This is a genomic window from Streptomyces alfalfae (assembly GCF_004127445.1).
Classification (GTDB): Bacteria; Actinomycetota; Actinomycetes; order Streptomycetales; family Streptomycetaceae; genus Streptomyces; species Streptomyces alfalfae.
Genome location: NZ_QEXM01000012.1, coordinates 156,795 through 172,743, shown reverse-complemented (window position 1 = coordinate 172,743; position 15,949 = coordinate 156,795). Strand labels below are relative to the sequence as shown.

13 protein-coding genes are annotated in these 15,949 nt (G+C 73.5%); 8 read left to right on the top strand and 5 right to left on the bottom strand.

The window, feature by feature from the left end; genetic code table 11:
• Window positions 1-84 precede the first annotated feature (84 nt).
• From DCW30_RS03405 to DCW30_RS03395, 3 genes are read left to right on the top strand one after another with little or no spacing between them, the layout of a single operon-like run.
• Window positions 85-480: a cupin domain-containing protein gene (locus DCW30_RS03405; protein ID WP_107419628.1), complete on the top strand. Its 396-nt coding sequence runs from the start codon at window positions 85-87 to the stop codon at window positions 478-480.
• Window positions 477-830, top strand: coding sequence for a chorismate mutase (locus DCW30_RS03400; RefSeq protein ID WP_076682392.1), 354 nt, complete (start codon window positions 477-479; stop codon window positions 828-830). Before DCW30_RS03405 ends, DCW30_RS03400 begins: the two co-directional genes overlap by 4 nt.
• On the top strand, window positions 827-2,293 hold the full coding sequence (locus tag DCW30_RS03395; protein WP_076682390.1) for a UbiD family decarboxylase: 1,467 nt from the start codon (window positions 827-829) through the stop codon (window positions 2,291-2,293). The genes DCW30_RS03400 and DCW30_RS03395 overlap by 4 nt, the downstream gene beginning before the upstream one ends.
• Here the strand turns inward: DCW30_RS03395 and pdxR are convergent.
• Window positions 2,229-3,752 (bottom strand): MocR-like pyridoxine biosynthesis transcription factor PdxR, encoded by a 1,524-nt coding sequence (gene pdxR / locus DCW30_RS03390; RefSeq protein ID WP_062777777.1) that lies wholly within the window; start codon window positions 3,750-3,752, stop codon window positions 2,229-2,231. The two genes, DCW30_RS03395 and pdxR, sit on opposite strands and share 65 nt — an antisense overlap.
• 180 nt (window positions 3,753-3,932) lie before the next feature.
• On the opposite strand from pdxR, the gene DCW30_RS03385 reads away from it, so the two are divergent.
• On the top strand, window positions 3,933-4,277 hold the full coding sequence (locus DCW30_RS03385) for a GNAT family N-acetyltransferase (RefSeq protein ID WP_076688438.1): 345 nt from the start codon (window positions 3,933-3,935) through the stop codon (window positions 4,275-4,277).
• A gap of 52 nt (window positions 4,278-4,329) precedes the next feature.
• Here DCW30_RS03385 and DCW30_RS03380 read toward each other — a convergent pair whose 3' ends face one another.
• Window positions 4,330-5,928, bottom strand: a complete 1,599-nt coding sequence (locus tag DCW30_RS03380; RefSeq protein ID WP_079249839.1) for an MFS transporter — start codon at window positions 5,926-5,928, stop codon at window positions 4,330-4,332.
• 254 nt (window positions 5,929-6,182) lie between these two features.
• Window positions 6,183-8,435, bottom strand: coding sequence for an FUSC family protein (locus DCW30_RS03375; protein ID WP_076682388.1), 2,253 nt, complete (start codon window positions 8,433-8,435; stop codon window positions 6,183-6,185).
• Between the two features lie 221 nt (window positions 8,436-8,656).
• Here DCW30_RS03375 and DCW30_RS03370 point away from each other — a divergent pair, with 221 nt between their 5' ends.
• Entirely contained in the window at window positions 8,657-9,133 is a 477-nt protein-coding gene (locus DCW30_RS03370; protein WP_062777781.1) for a peroxiredoxin, read from the top strand.
• 45 nt (window positions 9,134-9,178) lie between these two features.
• Here DCW30_RS03370 and DCW30_RS03365 read toward each other — a convergent pair whose 3' ends face one another.
• On the bottom strand, window positions 9,179-10,708 hold the full coding sequence (locus DCW30_RS03365) for a helix-turn-helix domain-containing protein (protein WP_418346938.1): 1,530 nt from the start codon (window positions 10,706-10,708) through the stop codon (window positions 9,179-9,181).
• Between the two features lie 183 nt (window positions 10,709-10,891).
• Here DCW30_RS03365 and DCW30_RS03360 point away from each other — a divergent pair, with 183 nt between their 5' ends.
• Window positions 10,892-12,223 carry a M64 family metallopeptidase gene (locus DCW30_RS03360; protein WP_076682386.1) on the top strand — a complete coding sequence of 444 codons (1,332 nt, stop codon included), beginning with the start codon at window positions 10,892-10,894 and terminating at the stop codon, window positions 12,221-12,223.
• 30 nt (window positions 12,224-12,253) lie between these two features.
• Here DCW30_RS03360 and DCW30_RS03355 read toward each other — a convergent pair whose 3' ends face one another.
• On the bottom strand, window positions 12,254-13,276 hold the full coding sequence (locus DCW30_RS03355) for a LacI family DNA-binding transcriptional regulator (RefSeq protein WP_076682384.1): 1,023 nt from the start codon (window positions 13,274-13,276) through the stop codon (window positions 12,254-12,256).
• Between the two features lie 265 nt (window positions 13,277-13,541).
• Here DCW30_RS03355 and uriH point away from each other — a divergent pair, with 265 nt between their 5' ends.
• Window positions 13,542-14,489: a uridine-preferring nucleoside hydrolase UriH gene (gene uriH, locus DCW30_RS03350; RefSeq protein ID WP_076682382.1), complete on the top strand. Its 948-nt coding sequence runs from the start codon at window positions 13,542-13,544 to the stop codon at window positions 14,487-14,489.
• Complete coding sequence (gene uriT / locus DCW30_RS03345; protein ID WP_076682380.1) at window positions 14,486-15,934, top strand: uridine transporter UriT; 1,449 nt, start codon at window positions 14,486-14,488, stop codon at window positions 15,932-15,934. Before uriH ends, uriT begins: the two co-directional genes overlap by 4 nt.
• Window positions 15,935-15,949 lie beyond the last annotated feature (15 nt).

Genomic DNA, 15,949 nt, shown 5'->3' with positions numbered 1-15,949 from the left:
ACCCGGGGTCCGTCGTGCCGCAATTCCGCAAGCCCGTGCGTCCGCACGCTCCGCAATGTCCGTGATACCGAGAAGGGAACCGCAATGACGACCGAGGCGACAGAGGCGAACGACACGGCACAGGCCGCACCGGCGGCCGAGGGTGTGACGCCCACCCTGGTCGGCATCGACTTCGACGCCATCCCGTGGGAGAAGTGGCACAAGCCGGGCGCCGACGGCCGGGTGAAGATCGCCTACACGCAGGGCATGCGCGCCAGACTGATGGAGCTGCCCGCGGGCTTCGACGAGCAGGAGTGGTGCACGCGCGGCCACCAGGGCTATGTGCTGCAGGGCGAGTTCACCATCCACTTCGACGACCGCTCGGTGCCCTGCCGGCCCGGCATGGGCTTCCTCATCCCCGGCGAGGAGCGGCACCGCTCGCAGGGGGCCGAGGGCGAGCCCACCGTCGTCTTCGTGATCGACCAGGTCCCCGCGTCATGAGCAGCGGCACCGAGGCCGAGCCGGGCGGCGACCCGGGCCCGGGGGACGGGCGGATCGCCGAACTGCGGCTCTCCATCGACGACCTGGACCGCAGGATCGTCGCCCTGCTGGCCGAGCGCACCACCGTGGTGCGCACCCTCACCGAGTACAAGCGGGACGAGGACGCCGTCCGCTCGCCCGGCCGGGTCGAACAGGTCGTCGCCAAGGTGCGCGGGCTGGCCGAGGAGCACGGGATGCCGCCCGCGATCGCCGAGGCCACCTACCGCACCCTCATCGACGAGCTGACCCGGCTCCAGCTCGACCGCCTCGCCGAGCGGCGGCGGGAAACCGCCGCGGGGGCCCGCTCGTGAGAGGGCGCCTCGCCGATCTGCGCACCGCGCTCGCCGGGCTCGACGCGACGCCCGGCGAGCTGGTGCGGGTCAGGGAGGAGGTCCCGGCCCGCTACGGGGTGTCCGCCCGCTACGCCCGGTGGGCCGGGGCCCCGGCCCCGCCGCCCACCGGGCCGGGCCCCGCGGTCCTCTTCGAACAGGTCACTCCCGACTCCGGCGCCCCCAGCGCCGTACTGATGGGGCTGTACGGGACGCGCCGGCGGGCCGCCGGTCTGCTGGGGCTCACCCCCGTGGAGCTGCCCCACCACCTGCGCGACGCCGTCGCGTCACCGCTGCCCGCGGTGCACGTCGAAGACGCTGCCGCGATCCGCCGCACCGCGTGCGCACCGGACCTCACCACGCTGCCGATCCCGGTGCTCACCGACGAGGACGCCGGGCCCTATCTGACGCTCGGCGCGGTGCTCGCCACCGACCCCGAGACCGGTGTGCGGAACCTGTCCATCCACCGGATGTGCGTGCAGGGTCCCGACCTGCTGACCATCTGGATGGTGCCGGGCCGCGACCTGGAGCGTGCCCATCAGGCCGCGCTGCGCCGCGGCGAGAGCCTGCCCGTCGCCATCCACCTGGGTGTCGCCCCCGCCGTGCTCCTCGCCTCGTGCTGCCCGACGTCCCTGGTCCCCGCCGGCCTCGACGAGCTGGCGGTGGCCGGGGCGCTCGGCGGGGCCCCGGTCGAGCTGATGCCCTGCCGGACGGTGGACACCGACTGCATCGCGCACGCCGAGTACGTCCTGGAGGGCGAACTCCTCGCGGACACCATGCCGGAGAACCCCGGAGGGGCCGCTGCCACTTTGGAGTTCCTCGGCTACCAGGGCCGCGCCCACCCCGCGCTCCCGGTCATCAGGATCACCGGGATCACGGCCAGGCCGGGAGCGATCCTCCAGGCCGTGTCGGGCCCCGGCCACGAACAGTCGGTCCTGCTCGGCTTCGGCATGGAGGCCGCCGTGCTCGAACGGCTCTCGCGGCGCGGCGCACCGGTCTCCTCGGTGCACTGCCACACCGCCGGGGGCGGGCAGTTGATGGCGGTCGTGCAGTGGCGGCGCAAACGGGCCGCCGCCGACGACGCCGCGGTCCGGGACCACTGCCGGGCGATCCTGGAGGAGTTCCGCATGATCAAGCTGGTGGTGGCGGTCGACGACGACGTGGACCCGGAGTCCGACCAGGACCTGTGGTGGGCGATGGCCACCCGGCTCCAGGCCGACCAGGACGTGGTGGTGCTCCCGGACCGCGAGGGCTTCCCCCTCGACCCGACGCAGTCACCCCTCTACTCCCCGACGGTGTCGGCCGACGGCCGCACGGCCAAGGCGGTCTTCGACTGCACGGTCCCCTTCGCCCAGCGGGACCGGTTCCGCAGGCCCGGGTTCACGCGGGACGCACCGCCGCCGGCTCCTGCACCGCGGCTGCCAGACGCGCCACTCCCTCGGTGATGTGCGCCGCGGACAGCGCCGCGTAACCCATCAGGAAGGCCGGTTCCGACGGCGGGTCCTGCACGTAGTACCCGGACGCGGGGTAGATCCGCACCCCGAGCGCCGCCGCGCGGCGGGCGATCCCCGCCTCGTCCTGGCCGCGCAGACCCGGCAGCGTGACCAGGACGTGCAGGCCCGCGGCCTCGCCGGAGAGCCGCACCCCGGCCCCGAAGTGTTCGTAGAGCGCTTCGAGGAGCCGGTGTCTGCGCTGTCGGTACAGCCGGGTCATCTTGCTGATGTGCCGGGCGTACGCGCCGCAGGAGATGAAGTCGGCGAGCCCTTCCTGGTCGACGGTCGGCGTGAGCCGGTCGGTGATCCACTTGATGCCGAGGAAGGGCTGGACCAGGCGCCGGGGGAGGATCGCGTACCCGATGCGGAGCGCCGGGAAGAGGGTCTTGCTGAAGCTGCCGACGTAGACGACGACGTCCCTGTCCTGGTCGGAGGCGAGGGCGGGCAGCCGCTCGCCGGAGAAGTGGTACTCGTTGTGGTAGTCGTCCTCCAGGACGGTGGCTCCGCGCTCGTGGGCCCACCGCACCAGCGCCCGCCGCCGCGCCTGGGACATCACGTGGCCGGTCGGGAACTGGTGGGACGGCGTCACATAGACGAGGCGCACCCGGGCCGGGTCGTGGCCGTGCGCCCGCACGCGGGCGTCGATGTCCGCCACACGCAGACCCTCCTCGTCCACGGCCACCGGGACCACGACGGCCTCGGACGAGCCGAAGATCTGCCGCAGCACGGTGTGGCTCGGGTCCTCGATCACCACGATGTCGCCGGGCGCGAGCAGCGCGCGGACGAGGATGTCCATGGCCTGGGTCGCGCCGTTGGTGACCACGATGCGGTCGGGGGAGGTGTGCAGGGCACGGCTCTGCCGCACGAGGGTGGCGATCTCGGCGCGCAGCGCGAGGGAGCCCTCGGCGAGTCCGTAGCCGAGGGTGGTCTCGTCGGCCCTTCCATAGGCGTCGGCCAGGGACTGCCGCCAGCGGGCCACGGGAAAGCTCGACAGGGCGGGCGTGCCGTGCCGGAAGTCGAACGAACCGCTCTTGCGGCGCATCGGCGGCGGCTCCCACGGCTGCCACAGCGTGTGCCCGGCATCGGTGGGCCTGGGGGGCTGGGGGGTGAGCGGCGCGGCGGACACGGCCGGCGGTCCCGGCGCCGCGGCGGGCGCCGGTTCCCCGGCGATCTGGGTGCCGGACCCCCGGCGCGCGGTGAGGATGCCGTTGGCGCGCAGCAGTTCGTAGGCCCGGAGGATCACGGTGCGGGAGACGCCGAGCCGCTCGGCGAGTTCGCGGGAGGCGGGCACGGTGTCCCCGGCGCGCAGCCGGCCCGAGCGCACCAGCGCCACGATCTGGTCGCACACCTGCTGCTGGAGGGGCACGGCGCCGTCGCGGTCGAGGGTGATCGGCAGTTCGGTCGATCCCAACGCGTGCCTCCCCATGACCGCGGTCCGTCCACCCGAGTCTTTCACAGGCCGGCGGACGGCGGACGAGACACCTCTGACCTGCGCAAAGCCCATGAAACTCCTGCTATAGGGTGGGAGTTCACCGGGTGCGGCCACGCGGGTACCGGCGTGGGCCGCGCGCCACCGAAAGGCAGAGTGACGATGACGACGCAGCCCGCAGCCACCCCGACCGTCCGGCTCGTGGACGCCAGGCACCGCTACGAAATCCTGGTCGACGGCGAGAGCGCGGGCTTCACCGCGTTCCGTGACCGCGACGACCGGCGCGTGTTCTTCCACACCGAGATCGACGACGCCCACGCGGGACAGGGCCTCGCCTCGGTCCTCGTGCGGGAGGCGCTGGACGACGTACGCGACAGGGGCATGCGCGCCGTGCCGATCTGTCCGTATGTGGCGAAGTTCCTGACGAAGCACGAGGAGTACGCCGACCTGGCCGACCCGGTGACCCCGGAGGCCGTCGCGTGGCTGGACGGTGTGCTGAAGCGCTGAGCGGGGCATCCGCGCCCGCTGCCGCCGGTGGCGACGAGTGGGGCCACGCACCTCAGCCGGAGCTTGGGGGCCGCGTACGGGACGTCTCCGAGCCACTGGCGCGACGGCCGGGCGAGGCCGACGCCGGGGGACCGGTCCTGACGGTCCGGGCGGGCCGCAGGGACCCCGCCAGCACCGCCGCCCCGACGAGGGTGACGAGCATGACCCAGGCCGCGCCGACATGCATGGCGTGGATGAACGCGTCGTCGGCGGCATGCGCGAGGGCGGGCCGGTGGCTCGCGGCGGCGGCGTGGCGGGCCTGTTCGGCGGAGACCCGCGCCTGTTCCCGCAGCGGCCCGGGGACACCGTGCAGGGAGGGCTCGATGGCGCTCCGGTACGCGATCGACATCAGCGTGCCGCCCACCGCGATGCCGATCACGCTGCCGGTCTGGCGCACGGTGTTGGTGACGGCGGACCCGGCGCCGGCCCGGTCCAGCGGCAGGGAGCTGATCAGGGCCGCCGTCACGGGACCGAGCACCATGCCGATCGAGAGCCCCTGGACCAGCAGCAGGACCTCGATCCAGCCGAGCGGGGTGTGCAGGCCGAGCAGACCGTAGCCGCCCATGGTCAGTGCCGCCACGGTGAACGCCGGTACGGTGACGGCCCCCAGGGACCAGCGGCGGACCAGACGCGCGCCGAGGGGCGCGCCCAGGACGGCGCCGAGCGCGGTCGGGAGACCGGCCGTCCCCGCCTCCATCGGCGAGAAGCCGCGGGCGCCCTGGAGGTAGAACGCGTTGTAGAAGGTGATGGCGGCGACGGCGAAGAGGAGCAGTCCGAGCGCCGCGTTGCCGCCGCCGAAGGCGCGTCGCGCGAGCAGCCGGGGGTCGAAGCCGGGCGCCTTGCTCCGCAGTTCGACGCGGACGAACGCGGCGAGCAGGAGCAGTCCGACGACGATCGGCGCCCAGACGTCCGTACGGCTCCAGGCGGCCACCTGCCCCGCACGGATCAGCCCGTAGGCCACCGCCGCGAGCCCGCTGATCGAAAGCAGCATTCCGGCCGGGTCGAGAGGCCTCGGGGAGGGGCTGCGGAAATTCGGGACCAGCACGGCGATGCCGAGCAATGCCACCACCACGACGGGGACATTGACCAGAAAGACCGAGCCCCACCAGAAATGGTCGAGGAGAAACCCGGCAAGGACGGGGCCCACGGCCATTCCGACACCGGCGGACGTCGAGGAGACGGCGATCGCCGCCGCCCGTTCGGGGCCGGTGAAGGTCCACATCAGAATGGCCAGGTTGGCGGGCATGATCAGCGCGCTGCCCACCCCCATCGCGGCGCGGGCGGCGATCAGCTGGTCCGCGTCGCCGGCGTACGCCGCCCAGACCGACGCCCCGGCGAACACCACGAGGCCGGCCACGAGCACCGTGCGGTGGCCGAAGCGGTCGCCCAGCGCGCCCGCGGTGAACATCAGGGTGGCGAAGGCCAGCGTGTACGAACCGGTGGCCCACTGGAGCTGGGCGGGGCCCGCGTCCAGCCCGCGGACCGGGTCGGCGAGGGTCTCCAGGGTCGTGCTGAGGACGGTGTTGTCGAGCCAGATCAGCAGCGAGCACGACATGAGAACGGCGAGGATCAACTGCTGCCGGGATTTCGGCAGCGTCGGGGACGGCGTCATGAATTACCTTCTGGTCCGCTCGGCGGTAAAGGAGACGAGCGGACCGTAGGCAATGATCCGACCCCTGTCAATTACGGTTTTCGCGGGTCAAAGGGGCCATATGAAAAGGCAGTTGTCAAATGCGGGAAAGGTAAGCGGTCGAGCCATGTTCTGGCGTCGCTGTCAATTGCCGGGGGAATTCAATTCGTGCATTCGGCGACCGCTGAGGCGTGCCGCCCGCCGGAGCCCCGGCGGGCGGCCCTCGCGGCCCGCGATCAGGGGCGGTGCTCCGCCCGCTTCTCCAGCGGTACCCCGAGCGGTCGTGCGAGGCCGACGATGCCCTCGTCGAGGCGTTGCAGATGGCGCAGCACGCGGAACGCGACCGAACCCGTGCGCAGCACCTCGTGGCGGCCGCTGTCCAGCATGGACGCGATGCTGGCGCCCGACTCGATGGCGCCGGTGGTCTCCTCGGCGCGCACGTGCGCGGCGATGAGGTCGATGTTGTGGGTGATGCGCTGCCCGGCGATGGCGAGCCGGGCGTCGGCCGCGACGCTCTTGCTGGAGGGCACCAGCTCCGCGGTCGCCGCGAGCGAACGCGCGTGGTAGGCGCAGGTCTCCAGGAGCGCCATGACGTAGCGGGCGGTCTGCCGCCTGGCCCGCAGCGGGGCGATCGGATGGGTCAGCGGCTTGGTGGAGCTGCGCAGGCCGTCGAGGGCGGTGTCCAGGTCGCGGGCCAGGTCCACGAGGTCGACCGGGGGCCCGCCGCTGAGCTGGGCGACCGCGGCCGACACGACGTCACGGAGCCGGGCGAGGACGGTGCCGAGCTCCTCGTCGGTGCGGTGCGAGGTCCGCACGGGCAGGATGAGGACGGCCGCGATGATGCCGCAGGCCGCGCCGAGCGCGGTCTCCTCGACGCGCAGCACGAGGACGTCGAGGCTGTAGGTGTTGAGCAGGGTGTACAGCAGGCCGAGCATCGCGGTGACGAAGAAGGACATCAGCGCGTACGACAGCGGGGCCGTGAAGAACATGCCGAAGACGCAGAGCAGGACGAGCGCGAACGCGAGCCAGGTGTGGTTGCCCACGGCCCCCGCGAGCGCCACCCCCGCCACCACGCCGAGGACCGTGCCGAGCAGCCGGCGGTAGCCCTTGACCAGGATCTCACCGGTCGACGCGGTGTTGAGGAACACGACCCAGCAGGTGAGGACGGCCCAGTACCAGCGCTGCGTGGAGAGGAACTCGCCGCCGACGATCGCGAGCGCGGAGCCCACCGCCACCTGCACCGCCGCCCTGGTGGTGGGGCGCCGCAACCCGGCGGGCTCCTCCTCGTCGGCGTCGGCCGCCTCCCCGGCGATCGAGATCTCCTCCGCCTCGAACTCCTCGCGGGAGCGGGCCGCCTCGGGGCTGTCGTACTCCTCGTCGCGCGCCCCGTCCACCGCGAGCCGCAGACCGAGGATGGCGCGGGCCGCCTCGCCGACCGCGCGGAAGCAGTCCTGGATCGCCGGTGAGCCCTGGGGAAGCCCCTGTTCCTCGCGGTAGCCGAGCAGGCGGTTGCGTACGTAGGGGAGTGCCGTGCCGCGGTCGTCGGGCACCAGGCGCACCACGAGCAGGTGCAGGGCCCGCAGGTCCCTGCGCAGCGCCGACCCCGCGTCGTCCGCGAGCCGCGCGCGCGGCGGCAGGGGTGCGGCGGACTGCGGCAGATGCAGCGTGAGGGTGTCGACGCGCTCGGCGCTGCGGGCGTTGAGGAGCAGGACCCCCAGGCGCTCGGCGGCGATCTCGGCGTCGGCGACCCTGCGCTGCAGCAGCGCCGCCGCGGAGGCGTCGCGCGTGCCCTCCGCGAGGCGGCCCTGGATCATCAGCGCGGCCTCGTGCAGCCGTGCGGTGCTCCGCCGCAGGTCGTCGAGGACCTTGTCGACGTCGTCGGCATCGGCTTCGAGGAGGTCGATCTGATGGGCGACCAGTTGCGCGAGCCGGGCCCGGAACGCCTCGCGCAGCCGCCGCAGGGTGCGCTCCGGCGTCTCGGGCACCACCGCGAACCGGACGAACGCGCTGCACGCGAAGGCCACGGTCAGCGTCAGCCAGAGGCCGGGGATCGCGGAGACGGGCGCGCTCACGAAGAGCGAGACGAAGTAGATCTGGAAGCCGATCAGGCCGAGCGCGGTGCCCCGGTCGCCGAAGCGCCGCGAGTACACCGCCGCGAAGATCAGCAGGACGAAGAAGAGGTCACCCGCGATGACGCGGGAGTTCAGCAGCGCTCCGAGGGCGATGGCCGCGAGCGCCACGGGCAGGCCGAGCGCCAGCGTGACGGCCTGGCCGCGCACCTCCTTCTCCTGGATCGCGAAGGTGGCGACCATGGCCGCTATCGCGCCGGCGACCAACTGCGTCACCGGGGTCCCGATCAGGGCGAGCACGGCCAGGGCGAGCAGGATCGCCCCCACCGTGCGCAGGCCCGCCATGAGGCGCAGAAGCCCCGGGTCGGACGCCGAGAAGCGGTCCCAGACGCCCTTCGCTGTCCGTTGTGCCGATGCCATCGCGTTCCCCGTACTCCCGCTTGCGCTTGCTCGGTGCCTTTCGGCGCTGCCCAGCATCGCACGTGGGTGCGGACGGGGATCAAGGCTGGTCGGAGGGGGTGCGCGCGGGCTCGGTGACGGACGCTCACCGGCCCGCTCCTACCATCCAGTAGTGTTGCGCTCCCGCTCATTCGAGGAGGCACCGTGTCGCTCATCGGCCGTACGTCCCAGGGGAGCCCGGCATGACGGCGCGCGTGGCGGTCGGGGACACCGTCGAGGACTTCACGCTGCCGGACGAGACCGGCGTCGAGCGAAGCCTCGGTGAACTCCTGGAAGACGGACCCGTCGTGCTGTTCTTCTACCCGGCCGCCCTCACCCCGGGGTGCACCGCCGAGGCCTGCCACTTCCGCGACCTGGCCGCGGAGTTCGCGGCGGCGGGCGCGCGGCCCGTGGGCATCAGCTCCGACGGGGTCGAGCGCCAGATGGAGTTCACCGAGCGGCACGGCCTCGGCTTTCCGCTGCTCTCGGACCCCGAGGGCGTGGTGCGCGACCGGTTCGGCGTGACCCGGGGCTTCTCCCTCGCGCCGACCAAGCGCGTCACGTTCGTCATCGGGAGGGACCGCACGGTCGCCGAGGTGGTCCGCAGCGAGATCCGCATGAGCGCCCACGCCGACCGCGCGCTCGAAGCGGCACGCCGGCTGCGGGGCCGCGCGGCCTGACGGTCCCGGGACCCGCGGGGTCCAGAGCCCCGGGAGGCGCGGGGTCTAGAGCGCCCCCGGGACCCGCGGGGGCCGGAACGGGGGCGTCGCCGGCGCCGGGCCCAGCGTCGTCGTGCCGGGTGCCGCGCGGTGGCCGAGGCCGGTGCGGTAGGCGTCCATCGCGGCCTCCACCCGGCCGGTGCGGCGCAGCAGGTCGCCCAGGAGACGGCAGAGGTCGGCGAGGTCGCCCGCCGCGCTGGAGCGTTCGAGCAGGGACAGGGCCGCGCAGTAGTGCTCCTCGGCGGCCTCGGTGTCGCCGCGCTCCTCGGCGATGAGCCCGAGCAGCCGGTGCGCGCCGCCCGCGTGGACCGCGCCGCGCGCGGCCCCGAGGGCGCCCGTGCGGTCCGTGCCGTTTTCCGCACCGTCCTTCGCGAGGTCGTCGCCCGGGGCTTCGGCGGTGCGGGCGGCCAGGAGGGGCCGCAGCAGCGCCTCCGCCTCGCCGGGCCTGCCCCGCCGGCGCAGGACGTCCGCCAGCTCGACCTCGACCTGCTCGGTGAAGAGCGCGGCCCGCTTGGCGGCCAGGATGGAGCGGGCGGTGCGCAGCTCGCTCTCGGCGTGCTCCAGGTTCCCGTGCTGGGCGTGGACGTAGCCGCGCATCCAGTGGCAGTGGGCCAGTTCGGTGCGGATCTGAAGTTGCCGGTAGAGCTCCTGGGCCTTGGCGAGGGAGGCGTCGGCCTCGGCGATGCGGCCCTCGGCGATCAGCGTGCGGGCCACCCCGCGGTGCATGCCCGCGATCAGCGCGGGGTCGCTCACGCTCGGAGCGAGGGCGAGCGCGAGCTCGGCGGCGTGTGCCGCGCGGACGTGCGCCCCCATGTCCATGTAGGGGGCGATGGACGCGGTGTAGAGCAGCAGCAGGGCCTCCGGGTCGTGCAGGCCCGACGCGTTCAGCTCGTCGAGCGCGGTCTCCAGGAGGTAGCAGGCGTAGCGCAGCTCGCCGGTGAGCAGGTGGGCGGTGGCGCGGCCCCGGATGGCGGGCACCCGGCGCGGCAGCGGCTCGTCGGCGAGCAGCCGCTCGACGGAGGCGAAGCAGTCGCGGGCCCCGGCGAGCGCGCCGGACTCCAGCAGGCAGTCCCCGAGGCCGAGCAGCGCCGCCGCCTGCTCCGGGGCGAGCGCGTGCCGCACGGCCTCCTCGTGGAGCGCCTCGAAGAGCGCGGCGGCGTCCTCGGGCGCGCCGGAGGCCAGCGCGAGCCGGGCGTCGGTGAGCCGCAGCCGCAGTCCCGCGGCGAGTTCGGCGGGGCGGCCCGTGGCCAGCTCCTCGTGGCTGACGCCGAGACGTTCGGCGAGGTGGCGCAGCGCGGCCTCGGAGGGCCGCGCCTTCCCCGACTCCAGGGTGGAGATGTAGGCGGGGGTGTAGGCGGGCTCGGCCAGCTGCTTCTGGGTCAGCCCGCGTTCGGCGCGCAGCCGGGAGACGCGCCGGCCGATCTCGGCGGGTTCACCGGCGTCGACGCCGCCCTTACGCCGTGCCCGTCGGGGGCGGTCGCGCCGTACGTCGCCGGCGCCGTCGCGCCGCACCCCTTCGGGACTGTTCTGAGCCACCGCTGTCTCCACAGGTCGCGTACCGAGATGAGTACCGGGATCCGCTGCCGCTGCGTGAACTCACGGACACCACGAGCGACTTGAGACCCAACCGTTGCCCGGGACCGCAGGAACCCCTACGTTGAGCCGCGCCTTAACCCCGCTTAACTCGCCATTTATATCGCGGACTTCGGAAGGAAGCCCATGCCCCCCACGCATCGAGTACCCGGCCGGACCAGACGCGCCGCCCTGTGGACCGCCGCCACCGGGGTCGCCCTCGCCGTGGCCGTCGCCGCCACCGCCCCCGCTTCCACGGCCACTGCCGCGGGCTCCGGCCCCGCGGACCGCGGGAGCGAGCGCGTCGAGTACTTCACCGGGCCCGGCGCCCACCCCCGGCACACCGAGGTGCCCGCCGCCGCCCCGCTCTCCGCGAGGGAGCGCGCCGAGATCAAGGGGGACGGCGACGTCGTCCCCATCGTGCGGGCGGGGCCCACCGGCTCCAAGCTCGACGTCGTCTTCGTCGGCGACGGCTATACCGCCGGCGAGCAGGAGGACTTCCACGCCGACGTCCGCGCCAAGTGGTCGAAGATCTCCGCCGTGGAGCCGTACGCCTCGTACCACAGCCTCTTCAACGTCTGGGCCGTCGACGCCGTGTCCCGGCAGTCCGGTGTCTCCGGCGACCCCGCGGCCGACGTCGTCAAGGACACCGCCCTCGGCTCCGGCTTCTTCTGCGACGGCATCGAGCGGCTGCTCTGCGTCGACACCCACAAGGTCGAGGCGTACGCGACGAAGGCCGCCGACCCCGACCTGGTGATCGTCCTGTCGAACTCCGCCAAGTATGGCGGCGCGGGCTACAACGACATCACCTCGCCGTCCGGCTACGACGGCATCGCCACCGCGTCCTCCGACAACGCGCAGTCCGACCAGGTCGCCGTCCACGAGACGGGCCACTCGCTCGGCAAGCTGGCCGACGAGTACTGGTACGACGAGTACGGCGACCACCAGGGCGCCGAGCCCCGGGAGGCCAACACCAGCAAGCTCACCGCCGCGCAGCTCGTCTCGCAGCAGAAGAAGTGGTACCGGTGGATCGGCGAGACCTCGCCGGACGGCGGCGCCGTCGGCGCCTATGAGGGCGGCGGCTACCACCCGAGCGGCCTCTACCGGCCCACCGCCGACTCGATCATGCGCACGCTCGGCCGCGAGTTCAACCTGCCGGGACGCGAGGCCATGATCGCGGGTTTCCACCGGCACGCCGCGGTCCTGACCGCCGTCACCCCCACGGACCGTGCCGTGCGGCGCGGCACGAAGGTGGGCGTGGAGGCCGCCGACGGCGTCAGGCTCCGCTGGTCCGTCGACGGCCGTGAGGTGCGGCGGGCCAGGGGCGCCTCCGCCGTGACCCCGCGCGCGCTCGGCGTCCCCGCGGACGGCCGCGCCCACACCCTGTCCGTCCGCGCCACCGACCCGACGGACGCGGTGCGCGCCCCGGAGCTGCGGAGCGGGCTGACCGACACGCTCACCTGGCGCGTACGGCACTGAGCGGCCCTTCGAGCCGGGCGGCTCGCACGGCTACGCGGGGGTGCGCGCCGCCCGCTTCGGCGTGCTCGACTCCCGTACGACCAGCTCGGGCGCGAGCCGTATCGCCCGCTGGGGCCCGGCGTCACCGCCGGAGAGGCGCTGGGCCAGGAGCCGCGCGGCCTCGGCGGCGAGCTGAGCCACGGGCTGGCGGACCGTCGTGACGCCCGGCGCGGAGAGCGCCGCCATCGGGATGTCGTCGAAGCCGGTGACGGCGACCTCGCCCGGCACGTCGGCGCCGAGCCGGTGGAGCCGCTGCAGGGCCCCGATCGCGATCAGGTCATTGGCGCAGACCAGGGCGTCGGGCCGGGCGGGCCAGACCTGGTCGACGGCGGCGCGCCCCCATTCCACGGAGAAGTCGCCGAGCGCCACCCGCCCCGGCGCGCCGGGATCGAGGGCGCCGGCCCCGGCCGCGTAGGCGCCGCGCCGCTCGGCGGCGGCCGACGCCGTCCCGTCGGCCCCGATGAAGCAGACGGTGCGGCGGCCCGTGGCGGCCAGATGATCGAGCACGAGCGCCATGCCGGCGGTGTTGTCGACCGCGACGGAGTCGGCGACGCCGGGCCCGCAGCCACGGTCCATCAGGACGAGCGGCACGCGGGCCGCCGCCGCGGCCACCGCCGCCCGGCTGCGCTCCTCGTCCGCCGGGATCACCAGGAGGGCGTCGACCCGCCTGCCGAGCAGGTCGGCGATGTGCTCCGCCTCGGCCGCCGGGTCGTCGTCGCAGTCGGCGAGCAGCACGGCCCGGCCGTCGGCGTGCAGGGCGTGCGTCAACGCCCGTACGAGGGTGGGGTAGAAGGGGTTGGTGATCTGCGGCAGGACGAGGCCGACGGTGCCCGTGGCGCGGCTGCGCAGGGCTCGGGCCGCGTGGTTGGGCCGGTAGCCCAGCGCCTCGGCGGCGGCCCGGACGCGGTGGGCGGTCTCGGCGCCGACGGGGCGCGTGCCCGCGAGGACCCGGGAGACCGTGGCGATGGAACAGCCCGAGGCGCGGGCCACGTCCTTCAGCGTTACGTCGGCCACGCCACGGTCACCTTTCGATCAAGCTGATCACATTTCGGCAAACGTTATCAGCGGGCGGGTGCCCCGACCAGACCCGAACGCGCAGCCGTATACCGCCTATGAGGACTATGTCGCCCACCTTTGCCACCTGTCCGTTCCGGGCCGGTTTGCCGTGGTGTGGCTTCCGTCATTGACATAATTCGCACTCGTGCACACAGTCTTCGGAGAACGTTTTCCCGAGCCGTCGCCCCGCCGCGCCGGCTCAGCCGAACAAAGAGGTTCCGCGATGCCCCGAAAGATCATCCTGGACTGCGACCCCGGACATGACGACGCGATCGCCATGCTCCTGGCGCACGGAAACCCGGATGTCGAGCTGGTGGCCGTCACCACGGTGGTGGGCAACCAGACCCTGGAGAAGGTCACCCGCAACGCCCTGTCGGTGGCCCGCATCGCGAACATCACCGGCGTCCCCTTCGCCGCAGGCTGCGCCCGCCCGCTGATCCGCACGGTCGAGACCGCCCCCGACATCCACGGCGAGAGCGGCATCGACGGCCCCGTCATGCCCGAGCCGACCCTCGCCCTCGACGACCGCCACGCCGTGGACCTGATCATCGACACGGTCATGGCGCACGAGCCCGGCGAGATCACCCTCGTGCCCACCGCGGGCCTGACGAACATCGCCCTGGCCGCGCGCAAGGAACCCCGCATCGTCGAGCGCGTCCGCGAGGTCGTCCTGATGGGCGGCGGCTACCACACGGGCAACTGGAGCCCCGTCGCCGAGTTCAACATCAAGATCGACCCCGAGGCCGCGCACATCGTCTTCAACGAGCCCTGGCCGGTCACCATGGTCGGCCTCGACCTCACCCACCAGGCCCTCGCCACCCCCGAGGTCGTCGAGCGCATCGCGAAGGTCGGCACCGAACCCGCCGTCTTCGTCACCGAGCTGCTCGACTTCTTCGGCGCCATGTACCTCCAGGCCCAGGGCTTCGACGCGCCGCCCGTCCACGACCCGTGCGCCGTCGCCTACGTCATCGATCCCGACGTCATGACGGTCCGCAAGGCCCCGGTCGACGTCGAGCTCACCGGCGCCCTCACCCTCGGCATGACCGTCACCGACTTCCGCGCGCCCGCCCCCGACGACTGCCACACCCAGGTCGCCGTCGACCTCGACCACCAGCGGTTCTGGGACCTCGTCGTGGACGCCCTGGAGCGGATCGGGGACGTCCGCGCATGAACGCCGTCACCGAACCCGCCGCCGCCCCCGGCGGCGCGCGCGGCTCCCGCCCGGTTCGCGTCGGCGTCCTGGTCACCGCGCTGCTCGCGGCCTGCTTCGCCTTCCAGCTCAACGCGAGCATGCTCAGCCCCGCCCTGAAGAACATCGAGGACTCCCTGGGGGCGACCTCCGCCGAGGTCGGCCTGACCCAGACCGCGTTCTTCACCTCCGCCGCGCTCTTCTCCCTCTTCCTGCCGCGCCTCGGCGACCTGATCGGACGCCGCAAGGTGCTCGCCGGGATGCTGGCGCTCATGGTCGTCGGCTGCGTCGTCGCCGCGCTCGCCGAGAGCGTCCCCATGCTCTTCGCCGGACGCGTCATCCAGGGCGTCTCGGGCCCCACCGTGCCGCTCTGCCTGATCATGCTGCGCAACGAAGTGCGCGAGCCCAAGAGGTACGGCACCCTCCTCGGCGTCATCACCGCCGTCAACGGCGGCATCGCGGGCGTCGACTCCCTGGCCGGCGGCTACCTCGCCGACCACCACGGCTTCCAGTCGGTGTTCTGGGCGATGGCCGGCGTGGCCGCGCTCGCCACCCTGCTCGTCGCCGCCCTCACCCCGGAGTCCCGGGCCGCCGACACCGCCGACCGCCGCATGGACTGGCCCGGCGTCACCCTCCTGGTGGTCTCCGTCGGCGCCGCCCTCATCGCCCTGAACGAGGCGGGCAAGCTCGGCGCCGCGAACTGGCCGCTCGTGATCGGCCTGTTCGCCGTCACGGCCGTCGCCTTCGCCCTCTTCTGGCGCACCGAGGACCGCAGCAGCCACCCGCTGGTCGCCACCCACCACCTGCGCCGGCGCTCCACCTGGGCGCTGCTCCTGACCACCGTCCTGACCATGACCGGCGTCTTCGCCGTGATGAACGGGATGATCCCGGCCTTCGCCCAGGACGCCCGGGCCGGCTTCGGCTTGAGCGCCGAGCAGTCCGCCTGGTGGACCCTGACCCCGTACGCCCTCGCGGGCCTCGCCATGGGTCCCCTCGCCGGACGCATGGCCGCCACCTACGGCTACGGCCGCGTCCTGCGCCTCGGGCTCATCGGCTCCGCCGTGACGGTGGCGCTGATGCTGCTCACCCTGCACGGCGACTCACGGCCGCTGCTGCTCGCCGCCTCGGTCCTCATCGGCGTCACCTACGCGGGCGTGGGCAACATCGTCCTCAACGGCCTCGGCATCGTGCTCTCCCCGAAGGAGAACCCGGGCTTCCTGCCCGGACTGAACGCGGGCGCCTTCAACCTGGGCGCCGGGCTCAGCTTCGCCGTCCTGTACGCGGTGCAGACCGCCGCGGCGCCGGCCGACAAGACCTCGACCGCCGGGTACTCGGCAGGCATGATCGCCGGTGTCGTCCTCATCGCGGCGGCCTTCGCGACGTCCTTCCTCATCCCCAAGCCGGTGGAGGCGGAAGCCACGGAGTGAGCGTGCGGCGGAGGC

Excerpts from the sequence above, each read along its gene's own strand:
- DCW30_RS03405 (WP_107419628.1), top strand. The coding sequence starts at position 85 with ATGACGACCGAGGCGACAGAGGCGAACGACACGGCACAGGCCGCACCG.
- DCW30_RS03400 (WP_076682392.1), top strand. The coding sequence starts at position 477 with ATGAGCAGCGGCACCGAGGCCGAGCCGGGCGGCGACCCGGGCCCGGGG.
- DCW30_RS03385 (WP_076688438.1), top strand. The coding sequence starts at position 3,933 with ATGACGACGCAGCCCGCAGCCACCCCGACCGTCCGGCTCGTGGACGCC.
- DCW30_RS03380 (WP_079249839.1), bottom strand. The coding sequence starts at position 5,928 with ATGACGCCGTCCCCGACGCTGCCGAAATCCCGGCAGCAGTTGATCCTC.
- DCW30_RS03375 (WP_076682388.1), bottom strand. The coding sequence starts at position 8,435 with ATGGCATCGGCACAACGGACAGCGAAGGGCGTCTGGGACCGCTTCTCG.
- DCW30_RS03370 (WP_062777781.1), top strand. The coding sequence starts at position 8,657 with ATGACGGCGCGCGTGGCGGTCGGGGACACCGTCGAGGACTTCACGCTG.
- DCW30_RS03360 (WP_076682386.1), top strand. The coding sequence starts at position 10,892 with ATGCCCCCCACGCATCGAGTACCCGGCCGGACCAGACGCGCCGCCCTG.
- uriH (WP_076682382.1), top strand. The coding sequence starts at position 13,542 with ATGCCCCGAAAGATCATCCTGGACTGCGACCCCGGACATGACGACGCG.
- uriT (WP_076682380.1), top strand. The coding sequence starts at position 14,486 with ATGAACGCCGTCACCGAACCCGCCGCCGCCCCCGGCGGCGCGCGCGGC.